Source organism: Paraburkholderia sp. JPY465, from assembly GCF_050436725.1.
Classification (GTDB): Bacteria; Pseudomonadota; Gammaproteobacteria; order Burkholderiales; family Burkholderiaceae; genus Paraburkholderia; species Paraburkholderia youngii.
The window spans coordinates 246,756-270,342 of record NZ_JBNDMT010000007.1 but is presented as its reverse complement, the minus strand read 5'-3'; the positions used below and the strand labels follow the sequence as shown (position 1 = coordinate 270,342).

At 59.4% G+C, this 23,587-nt stretch carries 16 protein-coding genes and 10 pseudogenes; 16 read left to right on the top strand and 10 right to left on the bottom strand.

Annotation, left to right across the window (positions count from 1 at the left end):
* Positions 1–146: 146 nt before the first annotated feature.
* The gene (locus QFZ94_RS41865) at positions 147–692 is read right to left on the bottom strand and encodes a hypothetical protein (protein ID WP_429463897.1); all 546 of its coding nucleotides are present in this window, start codon (positions 690–692) and stop codon (positions 147–149) included.
* A 451-nt stretch (positions 693–1,143) separates the two neighbouring features.
* Positions 1,144–1,272: pseudogene (locus tag QFZ94_RS41860) on the bottom strand (IS5/IS1182 family transposase); the annotation flags it as partial.
* A gap of 120 nt (positions 1,273–1,392) precedes the next feature.
* Between QFZ94_RS41860 and QFZ94_RS41855 the strand changes: the two are divergent.
* The 3 genes and pseudogenes from QFZ94_RS41855 to QFZ94_RS41845 all read left to right on the top strand — a co-directional run.
* Positions 1,393–2,037, top strand: coding sequence for an IS630 family transposase (locus QFZ94_RS41855; RefSeq protein ID WP_429463895.1), 645 nt, complete (start codon positions 1,393–1,395; stop codon positions 2,035–2,037).
* Positions 2,028–2,834 (top strand): annotated as a pseudogene (locus QFZ94_RS41850) (GGDEF domain-containing protein); the annotation flags it as partial. The gene QFZ94_RS41855 and the pseudogene QFZ94_RS41850, both read left to right, overlap by 10 nt.
* A gap of 202 nt (positions 2,835–3,036) precedes the next feature.
* Positions 3,037–3,297: pseudogene (locus tag QFZ94_RS41845) on the top strand (transposase); the annotation flags it as partial.
* Positions 3,298–3,856: 559 nt separating this feature from the next.
* On the opposite strand, the pseudogene QFZ94_RS41840 reads toward QFZ94_RS41845, so the two are convergent.
* Positions 3,857–4,054 (bottom strand): annotated as a pseudogene (locus QFZ94_RS41840) (ATP-binding protein); the annotation flags it as partial.
* 222 nt (positions 4,055–4,276) lie between these two features.
* Here QFZ94_RS41840 and QFZ94_RS41835 point away from each other — a divergent pair.
* Positions 4,277–5,394 (top strand): annotated as a pseudogene (locus tag QFZ94_RS41835) (Mu transposase domain-containing protein).
* A gap of 6 nt (positions 5,395–5,400) precedes the next feature.
* Positions 5,401–6,189 carry an IS21-like element helper ATPase IstB gene (istB, locus tag QFZ94_RS41830; protein WP_429463893.1) on the top strand — a complete coding sequence of 263 codons (789 nt, stop codon included), beginning with the start codon at positions 5,401–5,403 and terminating at the stop codon, positions 6,187–6,189.
* 80 nt (positions 6,190–6,269) lie between these two features.
* On the opposite strand, the pseudogene QFZ94_RS41825 reads toward istB, so the two are convergent.
* Positions 6,270–6,416 (bottom strand): annotated as a pseudogene (locus tag QFZ94_RS41825) (ATP-binding protein); the annotation flags it as partial.
* A gap of 264 nt (positions 6,417–6,680) precedes the next feature.
* Here QFZ94_RS41825 and QFZ94_RS41820 point away from each other — a divergent pair.
* The 5 genes from QFZ94_RS41820 to QFZ94_RS41800 all read left to right on the top strand — a co-directional run bounded on the left by QFZ94_RS41820 (position 6,681) and on the right by QFZ94_RS41800 (position 10,069).
* On the top strand, positions 6,681–6,926 hold the full coding sequence (locus QFZ94_RS41820; RefSeq protein ID WP_429463891.1) for a hypothetical protein: 246 nt from the start codon (positions 6,681–6,683) through the stop codon (positions 6,924–6,926).
* Positions 6,907–7,281, top strand: a complete 375-nt coding sequence (locus QFZ94_RS41815) for a recombinase family protein (protein ID WP_429463889.1) — start codon at positions 6,907–6,909, stop codon at positions 7,279–7,281. The genes QFZ94_RS41820 and QFZ94_RS41815 overlap by 20 nt, the downstream gene beginning before the upstream one ends.
* Before the next feature lie 372 nt (positions 7,282–7,653).
* Complete coding sequence (locus QFZ94_RS41810) at positions 7,654–9,513, top strand: recombinase family protein (RefSeq protein WP_429463888.1); 1,860 nt, start codon at positions 7,654–7,656, stop codon at positions 9,511–9,513.
* A gap of 2 nt (positions 9,514–9,515) precedes the next feature.
* Complete coding sequence (locus tag QFZ94_RS41805) at positions 9,516–9,716, top strand: hypothetical protein (protein WP_429463886.1); 201 nt, start codon at positions 9,516–9,518, stop codon at positions 9,714–9,716.
* A gap of 86 nt (positions 9,717–9,802) precedes the next feature.
* Positions 9,803–10,069 carry a helix-turn-helix domain-containing protein gene (locus tag QFZ94_RS41800; protein ID WP_429464315.1) on the top strand — a complete coding sequence of 89 codons (267 nt, stop codon included), beginning with the start codon at positions 9,803–9,805 and terminating at the stop codon, positions 10,067–10,069.
* A gap of 31 nt (positions 10,070–10,100) precedes the next feature.
* Here QFZ94_RS41800 and QFZ94_RS41795 read toward each other — a convergent pair.
* Together QFZ94_RS41795 and istA are read right to left on the bottom strand one after the other, a co-directional pair.
* Positions 10,101–10,427, bottom strand: a pseudogene (locus QFZ94_RS41795) (ATP-binding protein); the annotation flags it as partial.
* A gap of 15 nt (positions 10,428–10,442) precedes the next feature.
* Positions 10,443–11,964, bottom strand: a pseudogene (gene istA, locus QFZ94_RS41790) (IS21 family transposase).
* A gap of 100 nt (positions 11,965–12,064) precedes the next feature.
* Between istA and QFZ94_RS41785 the strand changes: the two are divergent.
* The 4 genes and pseudogenes from QFZ94_RS41785 (at position 12,065) to QFZ94_RS41770 (ending at position 15,335) form a co-directional block, all read left to right on the top strand.
* Complete coding sequence (locus tag QFZ94_RS41785; RefSeq protein ID WP_429463884.1) at positions 12,065–12,574, top strand: transposase; 510 nt, start codon at positions 12,065–12,067, stop codon at positions 12,572–12,574.
* Positions 12,571–13,836: an IS256 family transposase gene (locus QFZ94_RS41780; RefSeq protein WP_429463882.1), complete on the top strand. Its 1,266-nt coding sequence runs from the start codon at positions 12,571–12,573 to the stop codon at positions 13,834–13,836. Before QFZ94_RS41785 ends, QFZ94_RS41780 begins: the two co-directional genes overlap by 4 nt.
* A gap of 19 nt (positions 13,837–13,855) precedes the next feature.
* Positions 13,856–14,668 (top strand): annotated as a pseudogene (gene tnpC, locus QFZ94_RS41775) (IS66 family transposase); the annotation flags it as partial.
* A 250-nt stretch (positions 14,669–14,918) separates the two neighbouring features.
* Positions 14,919–15,335: a hypothetical protein gene (locus QFZ94_RS41770; RefSeq protein WP_429463880.1), complete on the top strand. Its 417-nt coding sequence runs from the start codon at positions 14,919–14,921 to the stop codon at positions 15,333–15,335.
* Between the two features lie 117 nt (positions 15,336–15,452).
* Here the strand turns inward: QFZ94_RS41770 and QFZ94_RS41765 are convergent, their stop codons facing one another.
* Positions 15,453–16,175: an IS6 family transposase gene (locus tag QFZ94_RS41765; RefSeq protein ID WP_429464314.1), complete on the bottom strand. Its 723-nt coding sequence runs from the start codon at positions 16,173–16,175 to the stop codon at positions 15,453–15,455.
* Between the two features lie 147 nt (positions 16,176–16,322).
* The gene (locus tag QFZ94_RS41760; RefSeq protein WP_429463879.1) at positions 16,323–17,645 is read right to left on the bottom strand and encodes a glycoside hydrolase family 5 protein; all 1,323 of its coding nucleotides are present in this window, start codon (positions 17,643–17,645) and stop codon (positions 16,323–16,325) included.
* 83 nt (positions 17,646–17,728) lie between these two features.
* Here QFZ94_RS41760 and QFZ94_RS41755 point away from each other — a divergent pair, with 83 nt between their 5' ends.
* Complete coding sequence (locus tag QFZ94_RS41755; RefSeq protein ID WP_429464312.1) at positions 17,729–18,481, top strand: IS5 family transposase; 753 nt, start codon at positions 17,729–17,731, stop codon at positions 18,479–18,481.
* Positions 18,482–18,666: 185 nt separating this feature from the next.
* Here QFZ94_RS41755 and QFZ94_RS41750 read toward each other — a convergent pair whose 3' ends face one another.
* Both QFZ94_RS41750 and QFZ94_RS41745 read right to left on the bottom strand, forming a co-directional pair.
* On the bottom strand, positions 18,667–20,274 hold the full coding sequence (locus QFZ94_RS41750; RefSeq protein ID WP_429463876.1) for a glycoside hydrolase family 28 protein: 1,608 nt from the start codon (positions 20,272–20,274) through the stop codon (positions 18,667–18,669).
* Positions 20,275–20,300: 26 nt separating this feature from the next.
* Positions 20,301–20,381 (bottom strand): annotated as a pseudogene (locus QFZ94_RS41745) (IS6 family transposase); the annotation flags it as partial.
* Between the two features lie 1,245 nt (positions 20,382–21,626).
* On the opposite strand from QFZ94_RS41745, the gene QFZ94_RS41740 reads away from it, so the two are divergent.
* Positions 21,627–23,564 carry an SMP-30/gluconolactonase/LRE family protein gene (locus QFZ94_RS41740; protein ID WP_429463874.1) on the top strand — a complete coding sequence of 646 codons (1,938 nt, stop codon included), beginning with the start codon at positions 21,627–21,629 and terminating at the stop codon, positions 23,562–23,564.
* Positions 23,565–23,587 lie beyond the last annotated feature (23 nt).

Genomic DNA, 23,587 nt, shown 5'->3' with positions numbered 1-23,587 from the left:
ATAAAATCCGATTTCGCAGAAGGCATTGAAAATCATTTTTGCTTTCGTTAATCAGGCTATGCTTGACGCAGCGCTAATGCACATCAAATAAATCACAGTAACCCTGCAATTCCTTAATATGATGGACCGCACAATATCAAACTTTATCATAAAGACTGGGGGTTTTTATGACGCAGCGTATTCGGGTTCTCTGCATCAGGAAGACAAATAGGCAGCGTAGGCACGAGGCAATTTCGCGTATCGGCGGAAAGAATGCCGACGGGAGTCGGTGGAACGTCAGCGAGAAAGACGCTATTGACGGGATTGAGGCGGGTAAGTGGAACTTCTATGTTGTCGAAGGTGGCGAGACTGCTGATGTGCTCGTCTGGCAAACCCCGCAAGGCCACAAATACCTCAGGACCGGGCACGACATGACCATTGCGGACAATCTTCTCAGCCTGCCCGAGTGCCCAATAAATGGTTGTCGTTGAGCATGGCGTCTTCAACGTCGCCACTGCCATGCTGCCCAGCGCGCCTTGCCCGGATTTCAAATCCGACCAAGCCGAACGACTCAAAATCCGATCGCTTCGCCATCTGTCGACCTTCAGCTCCGACGCAGGCGAACTAGGCAAAGCAGTAATTCCGGTTTGGTATTGGCGCGTCATTTTCCGGGTGTACACACATGAATTGCCGAAAACAAGAATGATTTTCAATATCTTGTGCCAGATCGAATCTTAAATCCGGTCTGTTTGATCCAAGTCAATTAAAATCGGATAAATCGCGGGCGAGCCTGTAATTAATTAGTATGATGGAATGTGCAATATCAAGCTCCATCATTACGATCGGGGGTTTTATGGCACGGCGTATTCAGAGTTCGTACATTGTCGGGTATGACCTCACCCGAATAGATGGTCACGACTATACGAATCTCATTCAGACACTGGAGTCTTCATTCTCGCCGTGGTTGCATCACCTGGATTCGACTTGGGTAATCGTCACTGATCTGACAGCAGTGCAAGTAGCAGACACTTTGCGTCCGCACATGCATCGCGACGACAAGCTGCTAGTTGTACAGTGTTCCGGTGTCGGCGCATGGTTCGGGTTCAACGAAACCGGATCAAATTGGCTAAGGGACAATCTCTAATCTAGGTTCTGTTCACATTCTCACGAGCGGTCCAAAGGCACAGCAAGCGACGCGAAAGCGAGATAGTTCCCTGCGAGCTTGTCATAACGAGTGGCGACACGACGAAAATGTTTGATACGACTGAAAAAGCGTTCAACGATGTTCCGGTCCCATACAGCCGACAGGCTGTGAGAATCCGCAGGTTGATCATCGAGCGGCTGCCGGATCAACTGGCGCTGCCGTTTACCTGTGGACGCGCGAGTCGGTGGCGCGACTGATCGAGCGGGAGTATGGCATCACGGTGTCGGCGTGGACGGCCGGCCGAAACCAAGGCATGGGGCATGAGTGCCCAGGAGCCTGTGCGGCGAGCGTACGAGCGCAACGGTGCGGTGATCGAACGCTGGCTGAACGAGGACTATCCGCAGATCGCGAAAGAGGCGAAGCTTGAGAAAGCAACGATCTACTTGGGTGACGAAATGCGCTTGCGTAGTGATCACATCAGCGGCACGAGCTTCGCGCTTAAGGGTCAAACGCCGGTGGTGCGCGCGACAGGACAACGCTTCGGCTGCAACATGGTCTCGGCCATTACGAACCGCGGGGAGTTGAGCTTCATGGTCTTTGAGGGAACCTTCAGGAACGCGACGGTCATCGAATTCATGAAACGCATGCTCAGGCAGGTCACGCGCAAGATCTACCTGATCGTCGATGGACACCCAGTGCACCGATCCGTTGCCGTCAGGCAGTTCGTCGCCGATAACGCCGAACGTCTGCGCCTGATCCGGCTACCGGGGTATTGTCCCGAGCTGAACCCGGACGAACTCCTGAATCAGGATGTGAAAACCAATGCGCTCGGCAAGAGCCGACCGACCAGCAAGGCGGAAATGATCGGCACCGTCCGCCGGCATCTGCATCGTCGACAGAAAGAGCCATCTTGATGCTGAGTCGGCCTCGGTCGCCGTTGATGTTGGTGTACGGTATCTCCATCACGTCGTTCGCGCTGTCGTCGGCCGCTTTCCTCCTTGGTCGCCCATGGAATCACATGTGGTGGCTTGCTCATGTCATTTTCGCCAGCGGCTTCTTTCTTCTCAGCTATGGCGTGGCGTATGCCTTTTTGACAACACGCTCATTTGCGACGATCTATAGTCGCGAGGAATTGAACGCACGGCTCGCCCATGCGATGGCCCGCACCGAAAGCGCTCTGCAGGAGCTGCAGCGCACCAACGGGAAGCTTGAGCATCTGGCGGCGACCGACCCGCTAACGGGGGCAGCCAACCGACGTCATTTCATTGAGCGTTTAGAAGCAGAGGTCGCTCGCGCAACGAGTGACGGTGCCCCGTTCTCACTCCTGGCGCTCGACCTCGACAATTTTAAGTGGGTGAACGACGCTTACGGGCATCAGGTCGGAGACACAATCCTGCAGGGATTCGTGCAAGCATGCCTCGACGCGATCCGGCCGTACGATGGCGTAGCACGCGTGGGTGGCGAAGAGTTCATGGTGCTGCTGACCCGTACGTCGCTGGATGCCGCACTTGCAATTGGCGAGCGCATTCGCGCGGCAATTGCAAGCACGACGTTCGCCGGTGAGGTCGGACGCAAGGTGTCGATAACAGTCAGTATCGGTATATCGCAGTTCGGTAGGGATGGCAGTACGATTGACGCACTGCTTCGGGCAGCCGACCAGCGGCTCTACCACGCCAAGCGTCAGGGTCGCAACCGGGTGGCGGCTGTATAGCGGACGAGAGCCCGGCGATGTGCGCAAGCGATCTTTCACTGTCTCGCAGGCGCGTCGACGTCATTGAGCACGCGACATTTGAAGCAATATAGAAGAAAACGCTGGTCAACCACCCATTCAGGCGGCGTCTGGTGAGCTTCCCCTGAAATTTCGCCTTCCAGCAGGTCGCGTATAAGCTCGACCGAAAGGAAGGAAAGAAGAAATGTTTAAGGTACCGCACCAGGCGCACACGGCGGAGTTCAAGGAAGCTGCCGTGCAACGAGTCAAGGACGGGCAAGGCGTGAGCGCCGTGGCCCGCGAACTAGGCATGTCGATGCAGACGCTGCGCAACTGGCTCAAAGCGTCGGAAGCCGGCAAGCTGAACGGCCCCGGCGCGAAAGTCGTCACGGCGGAACAAATGGAGCTCTCGTGTCTGCGAGCGGAGAATAAGCGCTTGCAGATGGAGCTGGAAATCGCAAAAAAGCGGCGGGATCTGTGCTATGAAAGCTGTTTGATCGATGAGGGCAGGCCCCTCGATGTCGTCTTTCAGGGCTTTGTTCAAGAGGGCCGCTTGCGCGGCGGCCGTGGGTCGGGTAGAAAGAGTCCGGTGATCTATCCGACGAGAGCTTTCATGCCTTACAAGGCAAGACTGAAGACTGGCGAACCACGCAAACGAGCGAAGCCGGGCTATGCGGTAACAAACGCGCACGAGTACAACGAAAGCCTGAAGCGGCGCGGGCAACTCAGCCTGTATTGTCCCGACGGAGACCTGAAGGCGCTGTTCATCAACGACACGCCCTACCAGAAGGGCGTGTCGGGTCAGTCCCGGACGTACAGCGATGCGTACCTCGAACTGATCTTCATCTTCTACCGGGTGTTCGGCTGGGGCATGTGGCAGATCACCGGCCACATGCACGAATGCGTATTCCACGCAAATCGAGCAGCCGTTCCACGGCAAAGCGAGCAGGCATTCCACGCGAAGCCGAGCGGAGATTCCACAGCAAAGCGAGCGCTGCGGACGTGGCGACGCGGGGTGAGTTCTTTTACTCCTTCTCGTCTTCGATGGTCAAACCATTTCGGCGCTTGCGCATCGACTCGCCCGATAGTGTGAGCCGATGCGCGTTGTGAACCAGCCGGTCGAGGATCGCGTCTGCAAGCGTTGGATCGCCGATGGCGGCATGCCAGCTGTCGACTGGAATCTGGCTGGTTACGATTGTCGAACGCCGGCCGTGCCGGTCGTCGCGAGCCACCGGATGATCGCCGCAATCGAGCCAGTGCATGATCGGCGCAATCGGGCCACTCGATGATCGGCGTATTGGAGCCACCGCAGGATCGGCGTAATCGAGCCACGTAGCGGGCTCAGTGTTCTGTCGGGCGCCGGCCCGAAACGCATTTCGAATTTCCGCAACCCGGTACCTTCGGTCTTTTTGCCCGGAGGGCCGATGAGTCGAAGGAGGTTCGAAGTGTTTGAGTATCGACAGGTCCTGGCGCGTATGCGTCAGGGCGATTCCGACCGCGACATTGCCAGCGCACGCCTGATGGGGCGTGGGAAGCTGAAGACCGTCAGGCAGGTCGCGCTCGCTCGGGGCTGGCTCGATCCCGGTCGGCCCTTGCCGGACGACGCCGAACTGGCAGCGATCTTCGGACACAATCCGAAGCTGCCGCGTAGCTGCGTCTCCACGATTGAACCGTTTCGCGATCTGGTCCGCGGCTGGTTTAACGCCGACGTGCAGGGCACGACGATCTTCAACGCGCTTCAGCGCAATCACGGCTATACGGGCAGCTATTCTGCAGTGCGGCGCTTCCTGCTGCACCTGAAGGCCGAGCGCGGCGCGAGAGCAACGACGATCCTGGAGTTCGCTCCGGCGGACGCAGCGCAGCTACCGTCAATTGCGCGACTGGGTGATGCAGCAGGCCGGCACGCGCGAGCACGGCACGACGCGCGAGCAGCCGCTTGCACGTTTCGCCATCGAGAAGCCGCTGCTCGCCGGACTGCCCGATGTGCCGCCAGTGCTGGCCGTATGGTGCGAGGTCAAGGTGCATACCGACGGGCACGTCGTCTACAGGAAGGCACTGTACTCGGTGCCGTTCACTCTCGTCGGCAAGCAGTTGTGGCTGAAGGCGACCGACACGGTCGTACAGGTGTTCCACCGCCATGGAACTCGTCGGGACCGATCCGCGGCTGCGCACGCCCGGCGATCGCCACACGGTGCGTGACCACCAGCCGCCTGAAGCGCAAGCGTGGCTCGAGCACGACCCACAGTGGTGCCTGGCGCGGGCAAAGGATATCGGGCCGGCCTGCCACGCGCTCGTTCTCGCGATGTTCAACGACAAGGTGCTCGTCAACCTGCGCGGCGCGCAGGGCGTCGTGAGGCTTCGCGAGAAGGTCGGCGATCAACGGCTGGAGGCTGCGTGCGAGCGTGCGCTCGTGTTTGCCAGCCCCAGGTACCGCACCGTCAAGACGATCCTCGACAAGGGGCTGGACAGCCAGCCCACCGCAGCACCAGCGCCGGCGCCTGCCGACACCTATCTGAACGGCGGCCGCTTCGGCCGTGACCTCCATTCCCTTCTGATCCATTGAACGCCCATGCATCCCAGTCCAGAACTGAACACGATCCTCAAGCAGTTGCGCCTCTCGGGCATCCTCGACTCGCTCGAGCAACGCAACCGTCAGGCCATCGACGGCCAACTTGCCTACACGGAGTTCCTCGCCACGCTTCTGCACGACGAGGTTGCACGGCGAGAGCAGAAGAAGCTCGGCGTGCGGCTCGCCCGCGCTGGCTTCTCCCTGGGCAAGACCCTCGAGAACTTCGACTTCGACCGCGTGCCCAAACTCAACCGCGCTCACATCCATGATCTTGCCGCCGGCCGCTATATCGACGAGAAGGTCTGCGTGCTGATGGTCGGTCAAACCGGCGTCGGCAAGTCGCATCTCGCGCAGGCCTTGGGCCACTGCGCCGCACGCCAGGGCCGCGACGTTCTGTTCATCACGCAAACCGAACTGCTCAAGAAGCTGCATGCAGCACGGGCGACTAAGCTCTATGAACGCAAGCTCCAGCAGTTCGTGCGCGTTCCGGTGCTGATCGTCGATGACTTCGCGCTGAAACCCCTGCGTGCACCCCACGACGAAGACTTCCACGATCTGATTGCCGCCAGGTATGAGCGCGCGGCGACGATCCTGACGTCGAATCTTGACTTCAGCGAATGGGGCGACGCGTTCCCCGACAACCGCATCCTCGGTGCTGCCACGCTCGATCGGATACGGCATGGCGCCTACCGTGTCGTCATAGAAGGTGAAAGCTTCCGCAAGCCGAAACCGATGCCCGAAAACAGCGAAAACGCGGTTGCAAAATCAGGCAAAAAAACGCATTCTTGAGTCCCTTCGAAATCGCGTTTCGGGGCCATTCCAGGTGGCCTCATTACGCCGATCATCCCCGGCTCGATTACGCCGATCCGTGACAGCAGCTTCGCGTAACCGCCGCTACCGTGCGCGATGGCCATCTCCTCATTGAATTTCGGCATGCGTAGATAGCGGGCCGAGAAGCCCTGACGGCATGCCTGGTTGACCAGCGCGCATGCGAGCCAGCTTTTGCCAAGGCCGGTCGAAGCAGAGACATACTGCCCGCGAACAGCTCCCTGAGCTGGTTCGCATCTACTATCCGTTCCATCCGCGTGCCGGCGGTGAGGTCGAGGTGCTGGGGCGCTCGACGCTAGGCGCGGAAGACTTTCTCATCGTTCGCCAGCCCGACGGCACCCGCGCTTATCTTCCGCGGTGGATGACACTGCTGTCGGCGGGGGACGTGCCTACCCACTTACCGGCTCGCCTGCCGATGGCGGCGCTGCTGGCGCTGCGTCAGGAGCTCGACGTTGTTCTATCTTCTTCGGCAGGTATCCAGCCAATCGGAGGCGCCGATGAAGTCTCTTCCGCTGCGCACGCGGCAACCCGCCCAAACGGATCTGTTCGACAGTGTTCAACTGCCGCTGCCCCGGGCACGCCTGGAGCAGGTTCACGATCAACTCGTCGCGCTGCTAAGCCAACTGTTGTGGGAAGTAGTCGACAACGCCGATGCAACACGAAGCCCGGAGAACAGCGATGAGCAAGATCAGCCGTGAACACCTGTCGCGCGGCGCTTATGTCTATGTGCGGCAATCAACGACTGATCAGCTCCGTAACAACACGGAGAGTCGTCGACGTCAGTATGGTCTTGCAGATCGCGCACGGTTACTTGGCTGGTCGGAGGTAGTCGTGATTGACGACGACCTTGGAGTTTCTGCCGGTGGAGTGGCCCGTCCGGGCTTCGAACGCTTACTGGCTGCGATTTGCAGTGGACAGGCTGGCGCCGTACTCTGCATTGAAGCCTCCCGCCTGGCACGTAACGGGCGAGACTGGCACACGCTGCTGGAATTTTGCGCGCTGGTTGGATGTGTCATCGTTGATGAAGACGGTGTGTACGAGGACACACCTTGATACCCCTGTTCGACTGCTAACTGGGCGGTCGGAGCAGGTCACCGTCACTGATCATGCCCATCCACTGTATGGCCGTACGTTTGCTGTAGTGGCGCCAGCGAGCACGGTCGGTGCATCGGGGCAAGTCACTGTCGCTTATCGCAACGACATCCTGTTAAAGATTCCGGTAGTGGCGACGTCCCTCCATCCGGCGTCTCCACGTCTACCATCGAGCAAACTATCGACCGATAGCATCCGGGAGCTGGTTCGCATAGGCAGAGAATTCGGATCGCCAGAAACGCAAATATCAACCTGGAATTCTAATAAGGACTGCTTGATAATAAACGAGGATCAGAAAGCCAATGATCTGGTTTATTCTCCGAAGGAGAGGCCATGACATCGGAACTCGTCACAGCCCAACATCTTTGCCGTAAGGCCATGATCTATATCCGGCAGTCCACACCGAACCAGGTAGTGACCAATCAGGAAAGTCTGCGATTGCAGTACGCATTGCGTCAGCGCGCAAGCGACCTCGGTTGGGAGGAGGCGAACATCGAGGTGATCGACGTCGATCTTGGGCTGAGTGGTTCGACGCTCTCGCATCGTGAGGGCTTCAAGGATGTTATTGCCCGCGTGACCCTGGGCGAGGTCGGCATCATCCTCTCCTACGAGGTGACCCGGCTTGCGCGTAACTGCACGGACTGGTATCCCTTGCTGGATCTGTGCGGATTTCGTCAATGTCTTATCGGCGACCGCGATGGCGTATACGATCCTGGTTCTGCGAACGGACGCCTGTTGCTGGGTTTGAAGGGCACGATTTCCGAGGTCGAGCTACACACACTTCGCGGCCGTCTGACGGCCGGATTGCTGAACAAGGCTAAGCGTGGTGAACTTGCGTTGCTGCTACCTGCAGGATTCGAGCGTGACACCAACGGCATAGTGCATAAAGATCCAAACCAGGAGGTGCAAGATCGCGTATCCCTGATCTTTACGACGTTTCTGGATCTTGGGTCGGTTGGCAAAGTGATGCGCCGCTTCCGGGACCATGCCTTAACCTTGCCGCGGCGTGACCGGTTTGGTGACGTCGTATGGCGCGCACCAACGGCCGGTATGCTCACGGCGACCCTGAAGAATCCTGCCTACGCGGGTGCCTTCGTCTACGGCCGCACCCGATCCTGCCATTCGACTTATGCCAACGGCAAGCTGATTACGGAGCGCTGTCCTATGTCAGAATGGAAAATCGTGTTGAAAGACCGTTATCCTATGTATCTCGAATGGGACGGTTTCGAGAGGGTCCAGGCCATGCTGCGCGATAACCATGCGGAATACCAGCGAAACCAGACACGTGGGGTGCCCCGCGATGGCGCGGCCGTACTTCAGGGCATCGTCTGGTGCGGACAGTGTGGCCACAAGATGGCGGTGCAGTACAAGAACGCCAACAGCTACGTCTGTAACTATCTGCTGCGCAGCCAGGGCGGTTCGTTATGCCAGCACCTCCCCGCTGATTTGATCGATGCGCGGGTCGTAGAGGCCTTTCTCGCGGCAATAGGACCGGCCGAGCTCGAAAACTGGGCCCGTGCAAAAGATGCGAGACAACAGACCCGTGACGCCGCCAACCGGGCTGAGGCGCAGCAGGTCGAACGGCTACGCTATCAGGCGCTCCTGGCCGAGCGCCAATACAATCGGGTCGACCCCGATAACCGCCTGATCGCAGCCGAGCTCGAGCGAAGATGGGAGGCGGCGCTGCGCGAACTGCGGCAGGCGGAGGACTCGTTCGCCCGTCGTCAGGCGGAGGCGTGTAAGCCGGAGGCCCTGAGTGATGAAGAGCAAAATGACTTTCTCGCGCTCGGCGTCCAGTTACCGGAAATCTGGCAGCGACCGCAAGTTAGTCGCGAGAGCAAGAAGACCATGCTGCGCTCCCTTATTGATAAAGTGGTCCTGCATCGGGTCACGCGTGACCGCATCACAATCCGGGTTGTCTGGAGAGGCGGAGAAGTCTCCGAACTGGAGGTCGAACCCCGGGTGCATGCCGTGTCGGCGCTCTCCCGGGGCGCCGAAATGCTGGCTCGCCTGCTGGAACTCGCGCGGCAAGGCATCGACGATGCCACGATCGCCGCAATACTGACTCAGGAGGGACACCACTCGGCACGATGCAGCCATGTGCCAGCCAGTACGGTACGGTCATCCGACAGCGGCACCGTGTGCTGCACGATGCCAGATCAATGCGTGCTCGCCACATCTCTGGCTGGTTGACGATGGCCGATGTTGCACAATGCTTGCAGGTTTCGACCTCGTGGGTCAAGCGGCGCATTCACAGCGGCGTCATCAAGGCAGAGCGCGACCCGCACGACAAGCGGTTCCTGTTTCCGGACACCGCAGAGAGCATCGCTGCACTGCAGGAACTCAAATCAGGGGTGCGGGACCATCTCGTTATCGCCCCGCGAGCAAACAGATGAGGGCATCAACATGACTGATCGTATGACCCTCGCGGTATCAATGATCGGATGCTCCTGGGAATGAAGGGTACGATGTCAGAGATGGAATTGTCGCTTCTGCGACAGCGTTCGATCGAAGTGAACGGGGCGAACTGACACTGGAGCAAGCCGCCAACTTATTGAGCGTGAGCAAGATGACAGTATTGCGATTGATAAGCTCCGGTACGCTCGACGCCTCACAGGCCTGCAAGGGCGCTCCCTGGGTCATCAAGGCTGCCGATCTGCAGCTCTCTGAGGTACAGAGGGGTTCGTTCGGTGCGTCGCGGCGCCCGCTACCAGAAGACCCGCAGCAAATTCCCCTTGAACTTCAGTGACGTGGCGAGGTGAGCATTATGTCGCGTATTCGGTCGGCGCGACCAGAATCACGTTCTGGTGCGCCCGGATCCATTCGCCAGTGAGCAGTCGGGCGAGTAGAGCGCGGTCGAGTCCGCGGGGCTCGCGGTAGTTGATGTCTTCGGGTACCGCGTCAGGGAAGCGCAGCTTCGCGCGGCGCAGCCGCGCCGTGAGAAGGCGTGACTCGCGTTCGCTTACTTCGCGTTCGACGAGCAGCCCGAGGCGCTCCTCGAGGCCGAGCTGATCGATGCTGTTCTGGGATTGCTGGTCGGCCAGCGCCGCGGCCATGCCGAACAGGCGCAGCTCGTGCAGCCGCTCAACGGTGGGGTGATGCAGCATGTCGATGATCTTCTTTCAGTGGTAGTAGGACGGCCCGCGCACGTTGGCGTGCACGAGCGGCAGTTCGGTCTGGCCGACGGGAGCATCGGCCTTGCTCTCCAGACCATTCTTCAACGTTGAGGCGATGAACCGGTAGCTCGGCGCTTTCAGATCAATGGCACGCTGGCAGGCGGCTTCCAGCCGCGTACGGCCGTAGTCCTTGCCCATGCGCAGCACGCCTAGGCAGGCGCGGTAAGCCTGCTGCGGATGCTGGCGACCGCCGAGCAGGTGTTCGATGACCGCAGCGGTGTGCGGACCGATGTCGGTGGCCCAGTCGATCAGCCGTTGCGGATTCCACTCCGTGGTGGCAGCCCGATGATTCGGAGGCATGTGCGCAGCGATCGTGGTGTGATGGCCACGCCGCTCGCTCTTCGCATGCGCGGCAATACGCTGACCGCGCAGGAAGATCTCGACAGTTGTCTTCGTATGGCGCACGTCGACCTGCTCCCGGGCATGGCAGTACGAGACCGAGTAATAGTGTTCGTCGAGTTCGACGTGGTAATCGATGCCGACGCGGGCAACCTTCCACTGCGCGTACTGGTAAGGCCTTTCTGGCAAGGGCGAAGTGCCGGGCGATCAAGTTCCTCGAAGGCGCTGCGGCGGCAGCCGGGCAGCTTCTTGAACGGCCTGTTGTTCAGTTCGACGAGCAGCGCTGCGATTGCCCGATTGGCTTCGTCGAGGCTGAATAGCCGCTGGTTGCGCAGCCGGGCCAGAATCCAGCGCTGTGCCAGGAGCACCGACTGCTCTACCTTCGCCTTATCGCGGGGCCGACGTTTGCGTGCCGGGATGATCGCCATCGAGTAATGGGCAGCCATCTCGCCGTATGCCCGGTTCAGAACCGGATCGTAGAAGTCGGCCTTATGTACGCCGGACTTCAGGTTGTCGGGCACCAGGATCTCAACACAACCGCCGATGAAGTTCAGTGCGCGCACATGCGAACCGATCCAGTCCTCAAGCTGCTGGGTCCAGGTGACCTCGGCATAGGTGTAGTTCGATGCGCCGAGCGTCGCGACGAACAGTTCCGCCTCGCGGATCTCGCCGGTGTGTGCGGATCAACGATGCCCGGCCTGTTGCCCGAGTGGTCGATGAACAGCTTCTCGCCCGGAGTGTGTGACTGGCGGAGCGTGACCGGCAGGGCCGCCGCCCAGCGCTCGTAGTGCTTGCAGAACCAATCGTAGCCGTAACCCTCGGGCTCCTGGGCCTTGTACTCGTTCCAGGGCAGGTCCAGCGTTACGCCTCGCCGGCCAAGCTCGCGATGCACAAGCGCCCAGTTGGGCAGAGGGCGTGTCCGGCTCAACGGCGGCGGCGGCGGAAACAGCAGCGCCTCAAGCGCCGCGTCATCCAGCGACATCGCCTTCCCGAAGTCCAGTTGCGCACGCCGCGCACGGTCCAGGTAGTCCCAGACCGTCGCGCTCGAAGCGCCGATCGTCGTCGCGATCTCGCGCTGGCTACGTTCACATACGAAGCGCAGGCGCAGCACTTCCCTGATCTGACGCATGGATAACCATTTATTCGTAAGCGCTAAATCTGCAGCACGTGGATTCCGGAGTTGCAAGAGGGCAACATGCGTCCACCTCTTTTGAACAGGTGGACACCTCATGAGTGAGAATCGCGACTTCCCGAAGCTTGAGCCTGTTGGCGTGAGCGACGATGGGCAGCGGCACTATTACGACGAGCAGGCAAAACAGGCACTGATCGACGCCTGCCTGCAACCGGGCGCATCCCTGGCAGGTCTGGCGCTGAAGGCTGGTGTGAATGCGAACCTGCTGCGCAAGTGGGTCCGCAAACATCAGGAGAAGGGTAATGCTGCGGCCCGACCCGTGCGCGAAGAAGGACTAACCGCGTTTGCTCCTGTAGTCGAAGTTGACAGTGTCGAGTCCGCACTGTCCGTGAAGTCTGAACCATCGGTTGCGCCGGTGCGCCGAGAGCCTGTGCGCGCATCGCAACGTCCACCCTTACCGTCGCGGCTGGTTGCGCAGGAGCTATTGTCGAATCTGGTGTACAGCGGGAGCGGCGGGAATTTGAGAAGGCGGTGGCGGTCTAGCGAGAATGTTGCTTGTCAAAGGCACAACCAGCGAACCCGAGAAGGCCGGACCCGACCACCATGAAGAAGATTACGCAAGAAGCGAACAGCAGTAAAGCGCAAACGAAAAGCGTGCTAGATGAGCTGATCCAGCAAGGCGCGCGGCAGATCATTCAGCAGGCAGTCGAGGTGGAACCGGCGACCATGCTCGAACAGTACAGCAACGTGAAGTCGATCGACGGCCGGCGTGCCGTGGTGCGCAACGGCTACCTGCCCGAGCGCGAGGTCGTCACAGCGATCGGTCCGGTGACGGTTCAGGTGCCGAAGGTGCGGGATCGTTCGGGCTGGGGCATCCGGTTCAATTCGACGATCGTGCCGCCGTACGTGCGCAAGTCCGCGCGCGTGTCGGCAGCGCTGCCGTGGCTGTACCTGCGAGGCATCTCGACGGGCGACATGAGCGAAGCTATGGGCATCATGCTGGGCGGCCAGGTCAGCGGCATGTCGCCGAACGTCGTGAGCCGGCTGAAGGCCCAATGGGCCGATGAGCATGAGCAGTGGAATCGGCGTGAGCTGTCGTCGGCGCGCTGGGTCTACTGGTGGGCCGACGGCATTCACACCGGTGTGCGCAGCGACGATTCCGACGGCCAGTGCCTGCTGGTGATCATTGGCGTCAAACCGGACGGGACGAAGGAACGTGTGGCCATCGGTGACGGCTACCGGGAATCGAAGGCATCGTGGAGCGCACTGCTGCTCGATCTGAAGAAGCGCGGCCTGCCGTCGGGGCCACTGCTGGCCTGCGGCGATGGCGCGATGGGATTCTGGGCCGCGATGGAGGAAGTGTTCCCGCAGACGAAGCATCAGCGCTGCTGGTTTCACAAGATGGGTAACGTGCTCAATGCGCTGCCGAAATCGCAGCAGGCTCGAGGCAAGAAGGCGATGCAGGACATCTGGATGGCGGCCACGCGCGCTGATGCACTGGCCGCATTCAATCACTTCGTCGACGCGTACTCGGCAAAGTACCCGAAGGTCGCCGAAAAGCTGACGGAAGATCGTGACGAGCTGCTCGCGTTTTACGATTTCGCGGCTGAACACTGGCAGCATCTGCGCACCACGAACCCGATTGAATCGACCTTTGCGACGGTGCGCCATCGCACGAAACGCACGCGCAACTGTGTATCGCGCGCGACGTTCCTCGGGCTGGCGTTCAAGCTGATCGAGTCGGCCGAAGAATCGTGGCGGCGCATCCGCGCCCCGGAAAAGCTCACTTCGATGCTTGACGGGATGACGTTCAAGGATGGAGAACCGGTGACCGACAGCACACCGGCTCAGCAATCGCTAGCCGCCTGATTACGCCGAGACCGCATACACCAGATTTGACTTTAACTCGACACCGCAGAGCAACTCGTACATGTGGGTGTTCCGTAGCGCCGAGGATTGCGAGCAGCCGGTGGTGCTGTTCGATTACCAGCCCGGGCGTGGCCAGGCGTACCCGCAAGCCTTCCTGGCCGGCTATGAAGGCATGTTGTTGACCGATGGCTATGCCGCGTGGCGTACGCTCAAAGGCGTGACGCACTTCGGATGTCTGGCGCACGCGCGCCGGCTGTTCGTCGATGCGCACAAAGGCAGTAAAAAGAAAACGGGCACCCTCGTTCACCAGGCGCTCGAATACTTCAGGGCGCTGTATCAGGTCGAGACGCTTGCTCGCGCCGATATCCCGGAAAGCGAGACGCCAGCAGATTACCGCTACCGGCTGCGATTGCAGCACAGCGTACCGCTGCTGGAAGCCTTCAGAGAATGGCTGGATGAAAAGGCGCCGCTGGTACTGCCCGAAAGTCTGCTGGGCAAGGCGATCAGTTACACGCGTAACCAGTGGGAATATCTCAGCCGTTACGTCACCGACGGGCGCGTCGGCGTAGATAACAACGTCCTTGAGCGCGACATCAGGCCGTTTGCCACTTCGAGAAGATCGTGGCTGTTCAGCGACACGGTTGAGGGTGCAAAGGCGAGCGCGATGGTGTTCAGCCTGATGCTCACATGCCGCGCGTGCAACGTCGAGCCCTACGCGTACGTGCTGCACGTGCTCAAGGAACTACCGCAGCGCGCACCGGACGCCGACGTCACGGACCTGCTGCCGTTCAACTACGCGAAACAACAGAAATCCGGGGCATCCACCGTCTGAGAGACACCCGATGAGGCGCGGACCATCCGTCCGTGCGTCATCAAACTCACATCTCCCAACGTCAGGACATCGCTGATCGACTTCGATCGCCGCGATGCGGCCCTGCTCGACCTCCCATCGCGAAAGCTTCTCGCTACGGTGTGCTTAAATTCGCGGTTACATTTATTCGACATTCGGCCGCCCGACAAAATCGTCGAGCGTGCCATGGTTATCCGCGTCGCCGTCTGCCCAGCTTACTGCTCGGTTACGCGTGGAATTCGCGCTCGGGCAGTCGTGGAATCCCTGCTCGGTTTGCCGTGGAATCGGCGCTCGCCTTGCTGTGGAATCCGTGCTCGGTTTGCTGTGGAATCAGCGTTCGGTTTGCTGTGGAATCAGCGTTCGGTTTGGCGTGGAATACGCACACGAATTCTGGGCGCTGCGCGGACTCGACATCGGGGTACCGAGTTTCGGGCTTGTGAGCGAGCGGTTCCGCACGCTCGAGGTTCAGGTCAAACAACGCTGCGCTCGCGTGGCCGAACGCCTGCGCAACGGCGAAGCCATCAGCCTGATCGTCGACAGCAGCGGCATGAACTTTTGGCCGGGCCAGCGAATGGCATCGGCAAAAGTACGGGCGCGACGCGAGCCAGACGCCGTGGCCAAGATGCATCTGTCGATCGACCGGAGATGAATGTCCACCAGATCGCGATCACCGAGGACAACGTCTCCGACGAGGCGGGCCTGAATGCGAGGTTGTGTCGCGTTAAGGACGATGCGGCGATCAGGCGCCTAAGGTGAAGAGGATTGCTTACATCACGAGAGAATAGAATTGTTCGGCTGCAGTCGAGGCGACGCCATCGTCACACATCTGTCCTTTGCGGATCATGTGCATCACCTCGATGCCCGAAAGGATGATGCGCGCACACCGGAAATCCTTGAAGCCCATCATCGGTTTGATGATGCGTTTGATGGCACGGTGATCCTGCTCGACGACGTTGTTTAGGTATTTGTTTTGCCGGACCTTGATCGGCGTTAAACGCTCGGCATTGAGCGCTTCAAGCGCAGCCAGATTGGCGCCACTCCTGTCCACGGTGATTGTCTCGGGCTCGCCGTTCTGTTCAATCGCCTTCTCGAAGTAGCGGCGCGCCGCGGCCTTGTCCCGATGGGCGCGCAGCTGGAAATCCACCGTGTTGCCCGCCTTGTCCACGGCACGGTACAAGTATTTCCAATGGCCTTTGACCTTGACATAGGTCTCATCGACGCGTCGGCTCTTGCCGACAGGCCGTTTGCGTTTGCGCAATGCTTTTTCAAACACCGGCAGCAGCTTGATAACCCACCGGTGCACGCTCGAATGGTCCACCTCGACACCCCGCTCGGCCATCATTTCTTCGAGGTTTCGTAGGCTCAGTGAGTACGCCACGTACCACCGGACGCACAGCAGGATCACGTCCAGCGGGTAGTGCCGCCGCTTCAGTACCTTGCCAATGCCAGCGGGCAGCCTCTTGCATGGCGTCTTCGTCTTTGTCATCATGCTTCTCATGCGTTGTCGTCGGCGGATTTTACTTGACCGCGTTATTGCGACAAAACCAACCGGTTTGCGTCAAAAATGCATAGTCGCGTCCATGGCACGGGAACTCGTACCCATCCGGACAAAGCCCCTGAGAGGATCTTTCATTCTCTAGTCTGAGGCCTGATTCAGATATGGCATCAACACGAACATCTGCGGCTTGTCGACCCCATTGGTTGGTTCAATCGAATATGGATAGTTGCCCCATAGCGGACCACCTGCCCAATATGCAAATCCTGTCCACACATGGGCGTTCCCGTGCAGGAATGCCAACACATTGCCAAGAGCCTGGTTGCAGGTATCGTTTGCACCCGTGCCGATTTCTCCGAGGAACCCATGGTAACCGTTACTTTCCAACCACGTGGTGAAGTCTTGCAGACGCTCTACGCCGATGCTGGCGCTCACACAATCTGGCGAACTTCCCGCGCTGTTGCTGTCGAGATATTGATGCACCTCGAACACGAAGTTGTTCCCCGGATCCCTAACGTCCTTCATCACCGTTGCATTGGGAGTGCCGTACCAGTTCTGGGTCCAACTATGCGCCCCCGTCCACGCATTACCGGGTACGAACACCATATTGCTCGCGCCGGCAGCGCGTATCGCGGCCAACGCGGCGTTGGCCGCTGATAGCCATTGCTCGGTCGGCATGGAATTCGGCTCGTTCATCAGCCCGAACACAACTCGCTTATTGTCCTTGAATTGGGATGCGAGGCGCGACCAGAAATCGGCGTAGGCGCTATCAGGTACGGCGCTCGAGCCAATCACATTGCCGCGATAGCGTGCATAGTTGTGTGGATCTAACACTACGGTCTCGCCGGACGCCGTCACGGGTTTGACGAAGGCGACAAGGCGTGACAGCTCTGTGACATCAAACGGTCCGTTGAGGGTCGGCTGCAGCCGCTCCCAGAGAAAAGGCAGACGCACAATGTTCATACCTTTGTTCTTGTAGTAAGCCACACTGTCGGCAGTCGGATACCTATAGTCACTGCCATAGTTGCCCGGTAGGCTGCCAGGCGCGAACTCGGCGCCGGCCAAACTGACGCCACGCCAGAGCAGACCGCGAGTGCTCTGAAGCCGTTGGCAAACCTTCGGCGCACCGGAGAGCGGATTCTTCCCAAAGAAGCCAGAGTCACATCGCCCTGAATCATTTACGGTTTTCTCGACCCAGACGGCGCCTGCACCAAAGCGCACGGTCTGCGCGGCGTCTACAGTGAGCGCGTCGCCCTCGTCAGCGATCGTCAGCCAGATAGGCGATCTTGAAGAGAAAGGTTTCGCCGTCGCGTTATTGACGCTGTCGGTGCGAGACTGGCTTTGCGGGGCGTACCCCCCGTTGTCGCCACCACACGCGCCGAGCAGGACAGTGATGAGAGCTGTCCCCAAAAAGTTGCGCCAACGCCCAGGTTCGATGAGCCAGCTTCCGGGTTCCAATTCCATGATGCAATGAACTCCACGACCAGGGTCTGTTTACATTCGATGTAAATGTGAGTACATCTTGTCTTTTGCGCGAGCAGGCCAAGATGGTTGGAACGTTACTGAGCGATGATGTATGGGCACGAATCGAATCCGTCTTGCCCGGCAGGGAAGGCGATCCAGGGCGAACGGCGACCGACAATCGTCGGTTTGTTGAAGCTGTCCTCTGGATCGGCCGGACGGCTGCCCGTGGCGCGATTTGCCGAAGGCGTTCGGCAGATGGCATCGGTGTACGTGCGTTTCTCCCGGTGGCGTCGCAAGGGTGTGTGGGAAACCGTCCACGCTGTGGCCGACGAAACCGAGATCAAGCATGTGTTGATCGATTCGACCATCGTGCGCGCGCACCAGCATTCGTCCGGAGCTCGAAAAAAAACGGTCCGCAAGCGCTCGGTCGCTCGCGAGATGGATTGACCACCAAGTTGCACCTGGCTGTCGATGACGCCGGACGCCCCCTGCGGTTGATTGCCACCGAGGGACAGGTTTCCGATATTACGTGCGGGAACGAACTGGTTGAGCATCTGCGCACCGGTGCGGTCATCGCTGACAAGGGCTACGACTCGAACGCCTTTGTGGAAAGTATCCGCACTACTCGTGCGAAGGCCGTAATCCCGCCGCGTTCGAACCTGAAGACCAAGCGTCGCTATAGCCGCGTGCTGTATCGGACCCGGAACATCGTCGAACGCTTTTGCAGTCGTATCAAACATTTTCGTCGTGTCGTCACTCGCTACGACAAGCTCGCAGGGAACTATCTCGCCTTCGCTTCGCTTGTCTGTGCCTTTGGACCGCTCGTGAGAATGTGAACAGAACCTGGAGAATGAAAGGGACTTCCTCTCTCGCTGGTGTCGCTGAACGTTCGCAACGTCATCGTGGCACATTGATGCCGACTCGCGGCTTCCGCCGCAGCCTCGGGACGGGGAAGTCCCTACATCCGCTAAGCCTGTGCCTCGGAATGGAGTAAAGCATAAACGAATAAACAAGGACCAAATCAGATAGGTGAAGCCTGAACCACGGCATTGAGGGGAATGAAGGCGCCGCTGCAATCGACTGGCGCAGCTTGACCGGGTGATCCGGATACCTGAACGTCCCTGGACGTTGAGGTCACAATCTTGTCAGAAAAGCTCACTGGGCCGGGGCCGAGCGCATAGTGCGTTGCAAAACTTTCCGCGAGAGCTGGCTGATTATCATCGAACACCACGTTGTCCAGGCTGATCACGAGTGGATTCTTCTGCTTCTTGTTTTCATACCCCGAGAATGTCAGCCGTCCGCCCCCATACTTCTTGCTGCCGAGATAGTGAAATCGGTGGACGGCAATCTGAAGGAAGTTCGGGTACAGTGTGCCTGACGATGAGCTGTAATACGAGTCGAACACTAGTGGCTCCGCGACGTTGCGCATGCACACGTCGCTGTATGATACATCGCTCACCTTGCCACCTCGCGACGAACTAGACTTGATCCGCAAGCCGTTTCCGTTTGGACTGTCTCCTCCATCCATCGTTAGATCAATGATCGCGACGTTACTGATTCCCGCATTCGTCTCGCTGCCAATCGACATGCCGTGTCCATAGTAGAAGTGGTTATGCGCGAACATCAGGTTCTTGCTGCCAGGTGATGCACTAGCCTTGATGGCGACGTGGTCGTCACCTGTGCTGATATACGAATAAGCCAGCAACACGTTGCGTGACTGAGCGGGATCGAAACCGTCAGTGTTCTTCACGGTGTCCGGCGTGAAACATGTAGCGGGGGTCTTCTGGTCAGGTGTGGTGCCAGAGGGACAAGCATACCCGCTGACGCTGTACGCGAAGCTTGGTGCCAGGACCTTTATATTCCATGCGACTACTCCCGCAACGCCATCGGTGACAACATGGAAATTGGGCGAGTTCTGCAAGGTGATGCGATAGAGTGTGAAAGCGGAGCCTCCCGTCACCTGGACAAGCCGGGGATTTTGCTGGTGTAGTCCGGAGACCTTGTTTTGATAGGCGACGTCCCACCAGGTGCGCCTGCCCGCATTGGCGCCGCTGGTGAGCAAGCTGCCACCACGACCGTCGATGGTCCCGTCACCCAGAATCGCGCTGCCCGTAGTTGTCTGTGCAAGTATGAGCGGATTGCAAGATTTTTTATTTGATGTAGTCGCAGTACCGCACGTTCCCGCACCATTATCGAAGTCTGCGGGATTGCGAGAGGCGAATAGCGTCACGCCTCGGTCGATCCACAACGATACTCCGGATTTTAGCCTGAGCGGACCACTGAGAAAGCCGGTATCTCCTGATGCACCGGTGACAAGCTTAACCGCTTGGCCTGCCGGACAGGCGTCGATTGCGTCTTGGATGCGCGCGGTGTCCGGATTGGACGAAGATGCATTCGCGTCCCACATATCGATGGAGCCGTTGACCGGCGCAAGCGATGCTTCGAGCCGCCTGCAGACGGTTGCAGGTAGTGACGGTTCGTTGACTGTGCCCCATTGTGTCTTTACGGGCCGTAACTTGTCCGCTGACGTGGATGCCAACGCGGGCGCAATCACGAGAAGTGACCCTATTGCGATGCGCGCGAGCCTTTTGCCGGCAAGTCCACGCAGGACGATCCCGGATGTTGGCATTGTGTTCTCCTTAGGGTCCTGTTGCAGCGCTTCTGTAACAGGATGTACAGTTCAGTCCCGTCCTCATCGACTGCACGCCATAGCAGGTGAGGTTTACCGCGCAGCTCCTGCATCAGCCCATCCCGATGTCAGGTCGAGCCCGGCGCGCCGGGTCTTTCCCTGCGATTCGTGAGGTATGCAGCCCTGTTTATTCTTCACTTCAGTCCGCCCCTGTTGGTTGGCCAGGGGCGTATGCAATAGCTGAGCCAACGTCACGATATGCGCATCCATTCTGATAAGAAGGCGTTATGACGAAGAAACTGGCTGCACCGGTTAGCCAGGATCCGTGAGGCGTTTTAGCAATCGCTTAACGGTGCTTTGCATGTCGTGCCGGCTAAAATAGTCTGCACTGGCCGACCTCGACCACCTCTGCCTCCTCATCGTATTTTTCCCGGATCCGCCCGCAGCAGTGGTGTGCTTCATCCTTCGGGGTCGGGCAAAACCCGATGAATCACTCTCAAGAGTTGGCGCCTCCACAAGATCCGTGACGGTTCACCCGTCTTAATCACCCAACAAGCCATTCGTCGTGGATCGTTCGAGAGCGTGCGTCAATTGATTTCCAGTATCCAACGTTACGTCGATCAGTACAACCTGATAAACGCCCGTTTATGTGGACGGCCACCGCCGATTCCATCCTCGGAAGGATCAGACGCCTATACAAAACGGTTTCTGGGACACTGGAGGGGCGGGATCAATTGTCTGGATGGTCGTCCTGTTTGTCCAACTCCCGACGACATATGTCGACATTGTCGCGTTAAAGCGTTCTCTGAAAGTTGCAGGCGGCCTATTGCAGAAAACTGCAGAACCCAACTCCGACGAGCATTCCTGTCGGATCACCATCACGTCGCTTCTTAGCCTCGCCCGGAGTTTGCGTGTCCTAGCCCGCAGGCGTCGGCCGAAGACAGCTTGCTCGGCGGGGCGGCATCATGGACACAAATCACGTTACTGGAGTAAATGCAGGTTGCGGTTCAACACGGATTCAGGACGAAGTCGGCCGTTCATACGGTCAGCGCCGCACGGCGGACGTGGGGTTGGAGGCCGTTCTCGATCTGATCCGGGCACGAACAGAAGTGGTCACTGCCTCCGCACGTGGGCGTGGTTGTCAGCTATGAATCACTCGCCGGCCTTCTGCGTGAATGGCGTGCACGGCCCTACCGGGAACGCCAGATGATCGGAAATGCCGCGCTCTCGCTTCCGACAACCCGGAAGCTCGAAGCGCCCACATCGTTGTTTATTACAGTAACGCTCACGCGCCGACCTCTATGGGCCGGCCATTTTCCCGTACTTTCACTACACTCTGACGAGCGTCAGTCATGGTCGAGAAACAACGAATTCATGCTGCGCTCCTGTTCGCAGCGCTTGCCGCGATTGCGCCGGCAGGTCCGGCGCAAAACACCACCGACTGGCTGGCGAACACATATGGCACACTCGCCGCGCATGTGGGCAATGCCGCGCGTTCCATGTGGGTCGCGCCTGAAGGCGCGATTTACACGGCCTCCATGTGGGACGAGTATGGGGGCGGCGTCGCAATCTACCAGAACGGCCGCACCATCGGCTCCATCGGCACCCACGGCGAGTTTCAGGGCAGCGCCATTGCAGGTAATGCCACGTCAGTCTTCGCGGCACTACAGTACGATAGCTCGTACGGAAGCGGTGCGGTGGGACGATACGATCGCAGGACTGGGATTCGCGACCTTTTCATTCAGGTCAGTGCGTCGAACAACCAGCCTCGGATCGATGTCGTCACCGGACTTGCCTCTACGGGCTCACTCCTCTATGCGAGCGACTTTTATGGTAGTCGTGTTCGGATCTACACCACTGACGGTGTCTGGCAGCGGGACATCAATGTCTCGGGCCCGGGCGCTCTCGCGCTGGATGGAGCAGGCAACGTCTGGATCGCACAGAAGAGTGAGGGCACAATCGTCGGGTTCAGCCCAACCGGCCAGTTGCTGAATACCATTCGCATGCCCGGCGGGTCGCACCCATCGGCGCTTTATTTCGATGCGTCATCGGGACAACTCATGGTCGGAGACGAGGGTCCCGACATGAACATCAAGCGCTATGCGCTCTCGCGCACGCCGACGCTGGCCGGTACATTCGGCATTCCGGGCGGTTATCTCGACACCACGACGGGAATCAAAGGCCAGGTTGGCGCGAAGCGCTTCACCCGCATCGCCGGCATCGGCAAGGACACGGCCGGCAACCTCTACGTGCTCAATAACCCGTGGGGCGGCAGCTGGGACCTCGGCCGCGACGGTGGCACCGACATTCACTCGTATGGACGGGCGGGCAACCTCCAGTGGACGCTGCAGTCCCTCAACTTCGAGGGCGTTGCCGCTCCCGACCCGACCACGGATGGTTCCCTGTTCTATGGCGGCACCAACCTCTACACCGGCCGCGCGGGAGGTACCTTCGTCGCGAATACTGTCGATCCTTTCGCCTATCCGTCGGATCCGCGCATCAATATGAACGATATTTCGCGCGACGAGCATTTCGGACAACTCGCTACCGTCGGCGCTAACCGGATTCTCGTGGCGTCCGGACAGAACCCCTCGACGTTCTACTTTTTCCATTTCAACGCGTCGAACGGCTACATTGCCATTCCGGACGCATCGATTCCGGGCCCCGCGTTCAATACGACCCTGCGGGTCACACACGGATTTTGCATCGACAGCAGAGGCGGCGTGTGGGCAGGTCTCGACAGGACCGGCGATATCTACCATTACCCGCTCACCGGCTTCGATGGCAGCGGCAAGCCTGCATGGGGCCCGGGCATCCCCATCCGAATTCCCGCGAGCATCCAGCCGCTCGCGCGCATCATCTACCTCGCAGACAGCGACATCATGATTCTCGCGCAGGGCATCGTCGGGAGCACGGACTGGACTTCAATTGGCACGCGCATCGAGGTGTACCACGGCTGGAGCGCGGGCAACACTACCACACCCGATCCGGTGATCAACCTCCCCCACGGAGACGCCAAGGCAATGGACGCGGCCGGCGCTTATCTCTTTGTCAGCTACTGGTTCAGCGGCATCAGCGGACCAGAGCGGCCAGACATCGATGCCTTCGGTCTCACTACCGGCAACCTTGACATCACGCTGGTCAACACCAGTCCCGGCACCGTGGACGCCAGCAGCGCGATGGATTCGATGTACGGCATCAGGGCATACCTTCGATCGACGGGCGAGTACGTGGTCACAAAGAACAACGTCAAGGGCAACAGCGTCACAGTTTATCGCTGGACCCCATGATCGGACGGATTCATCGTGAAGGG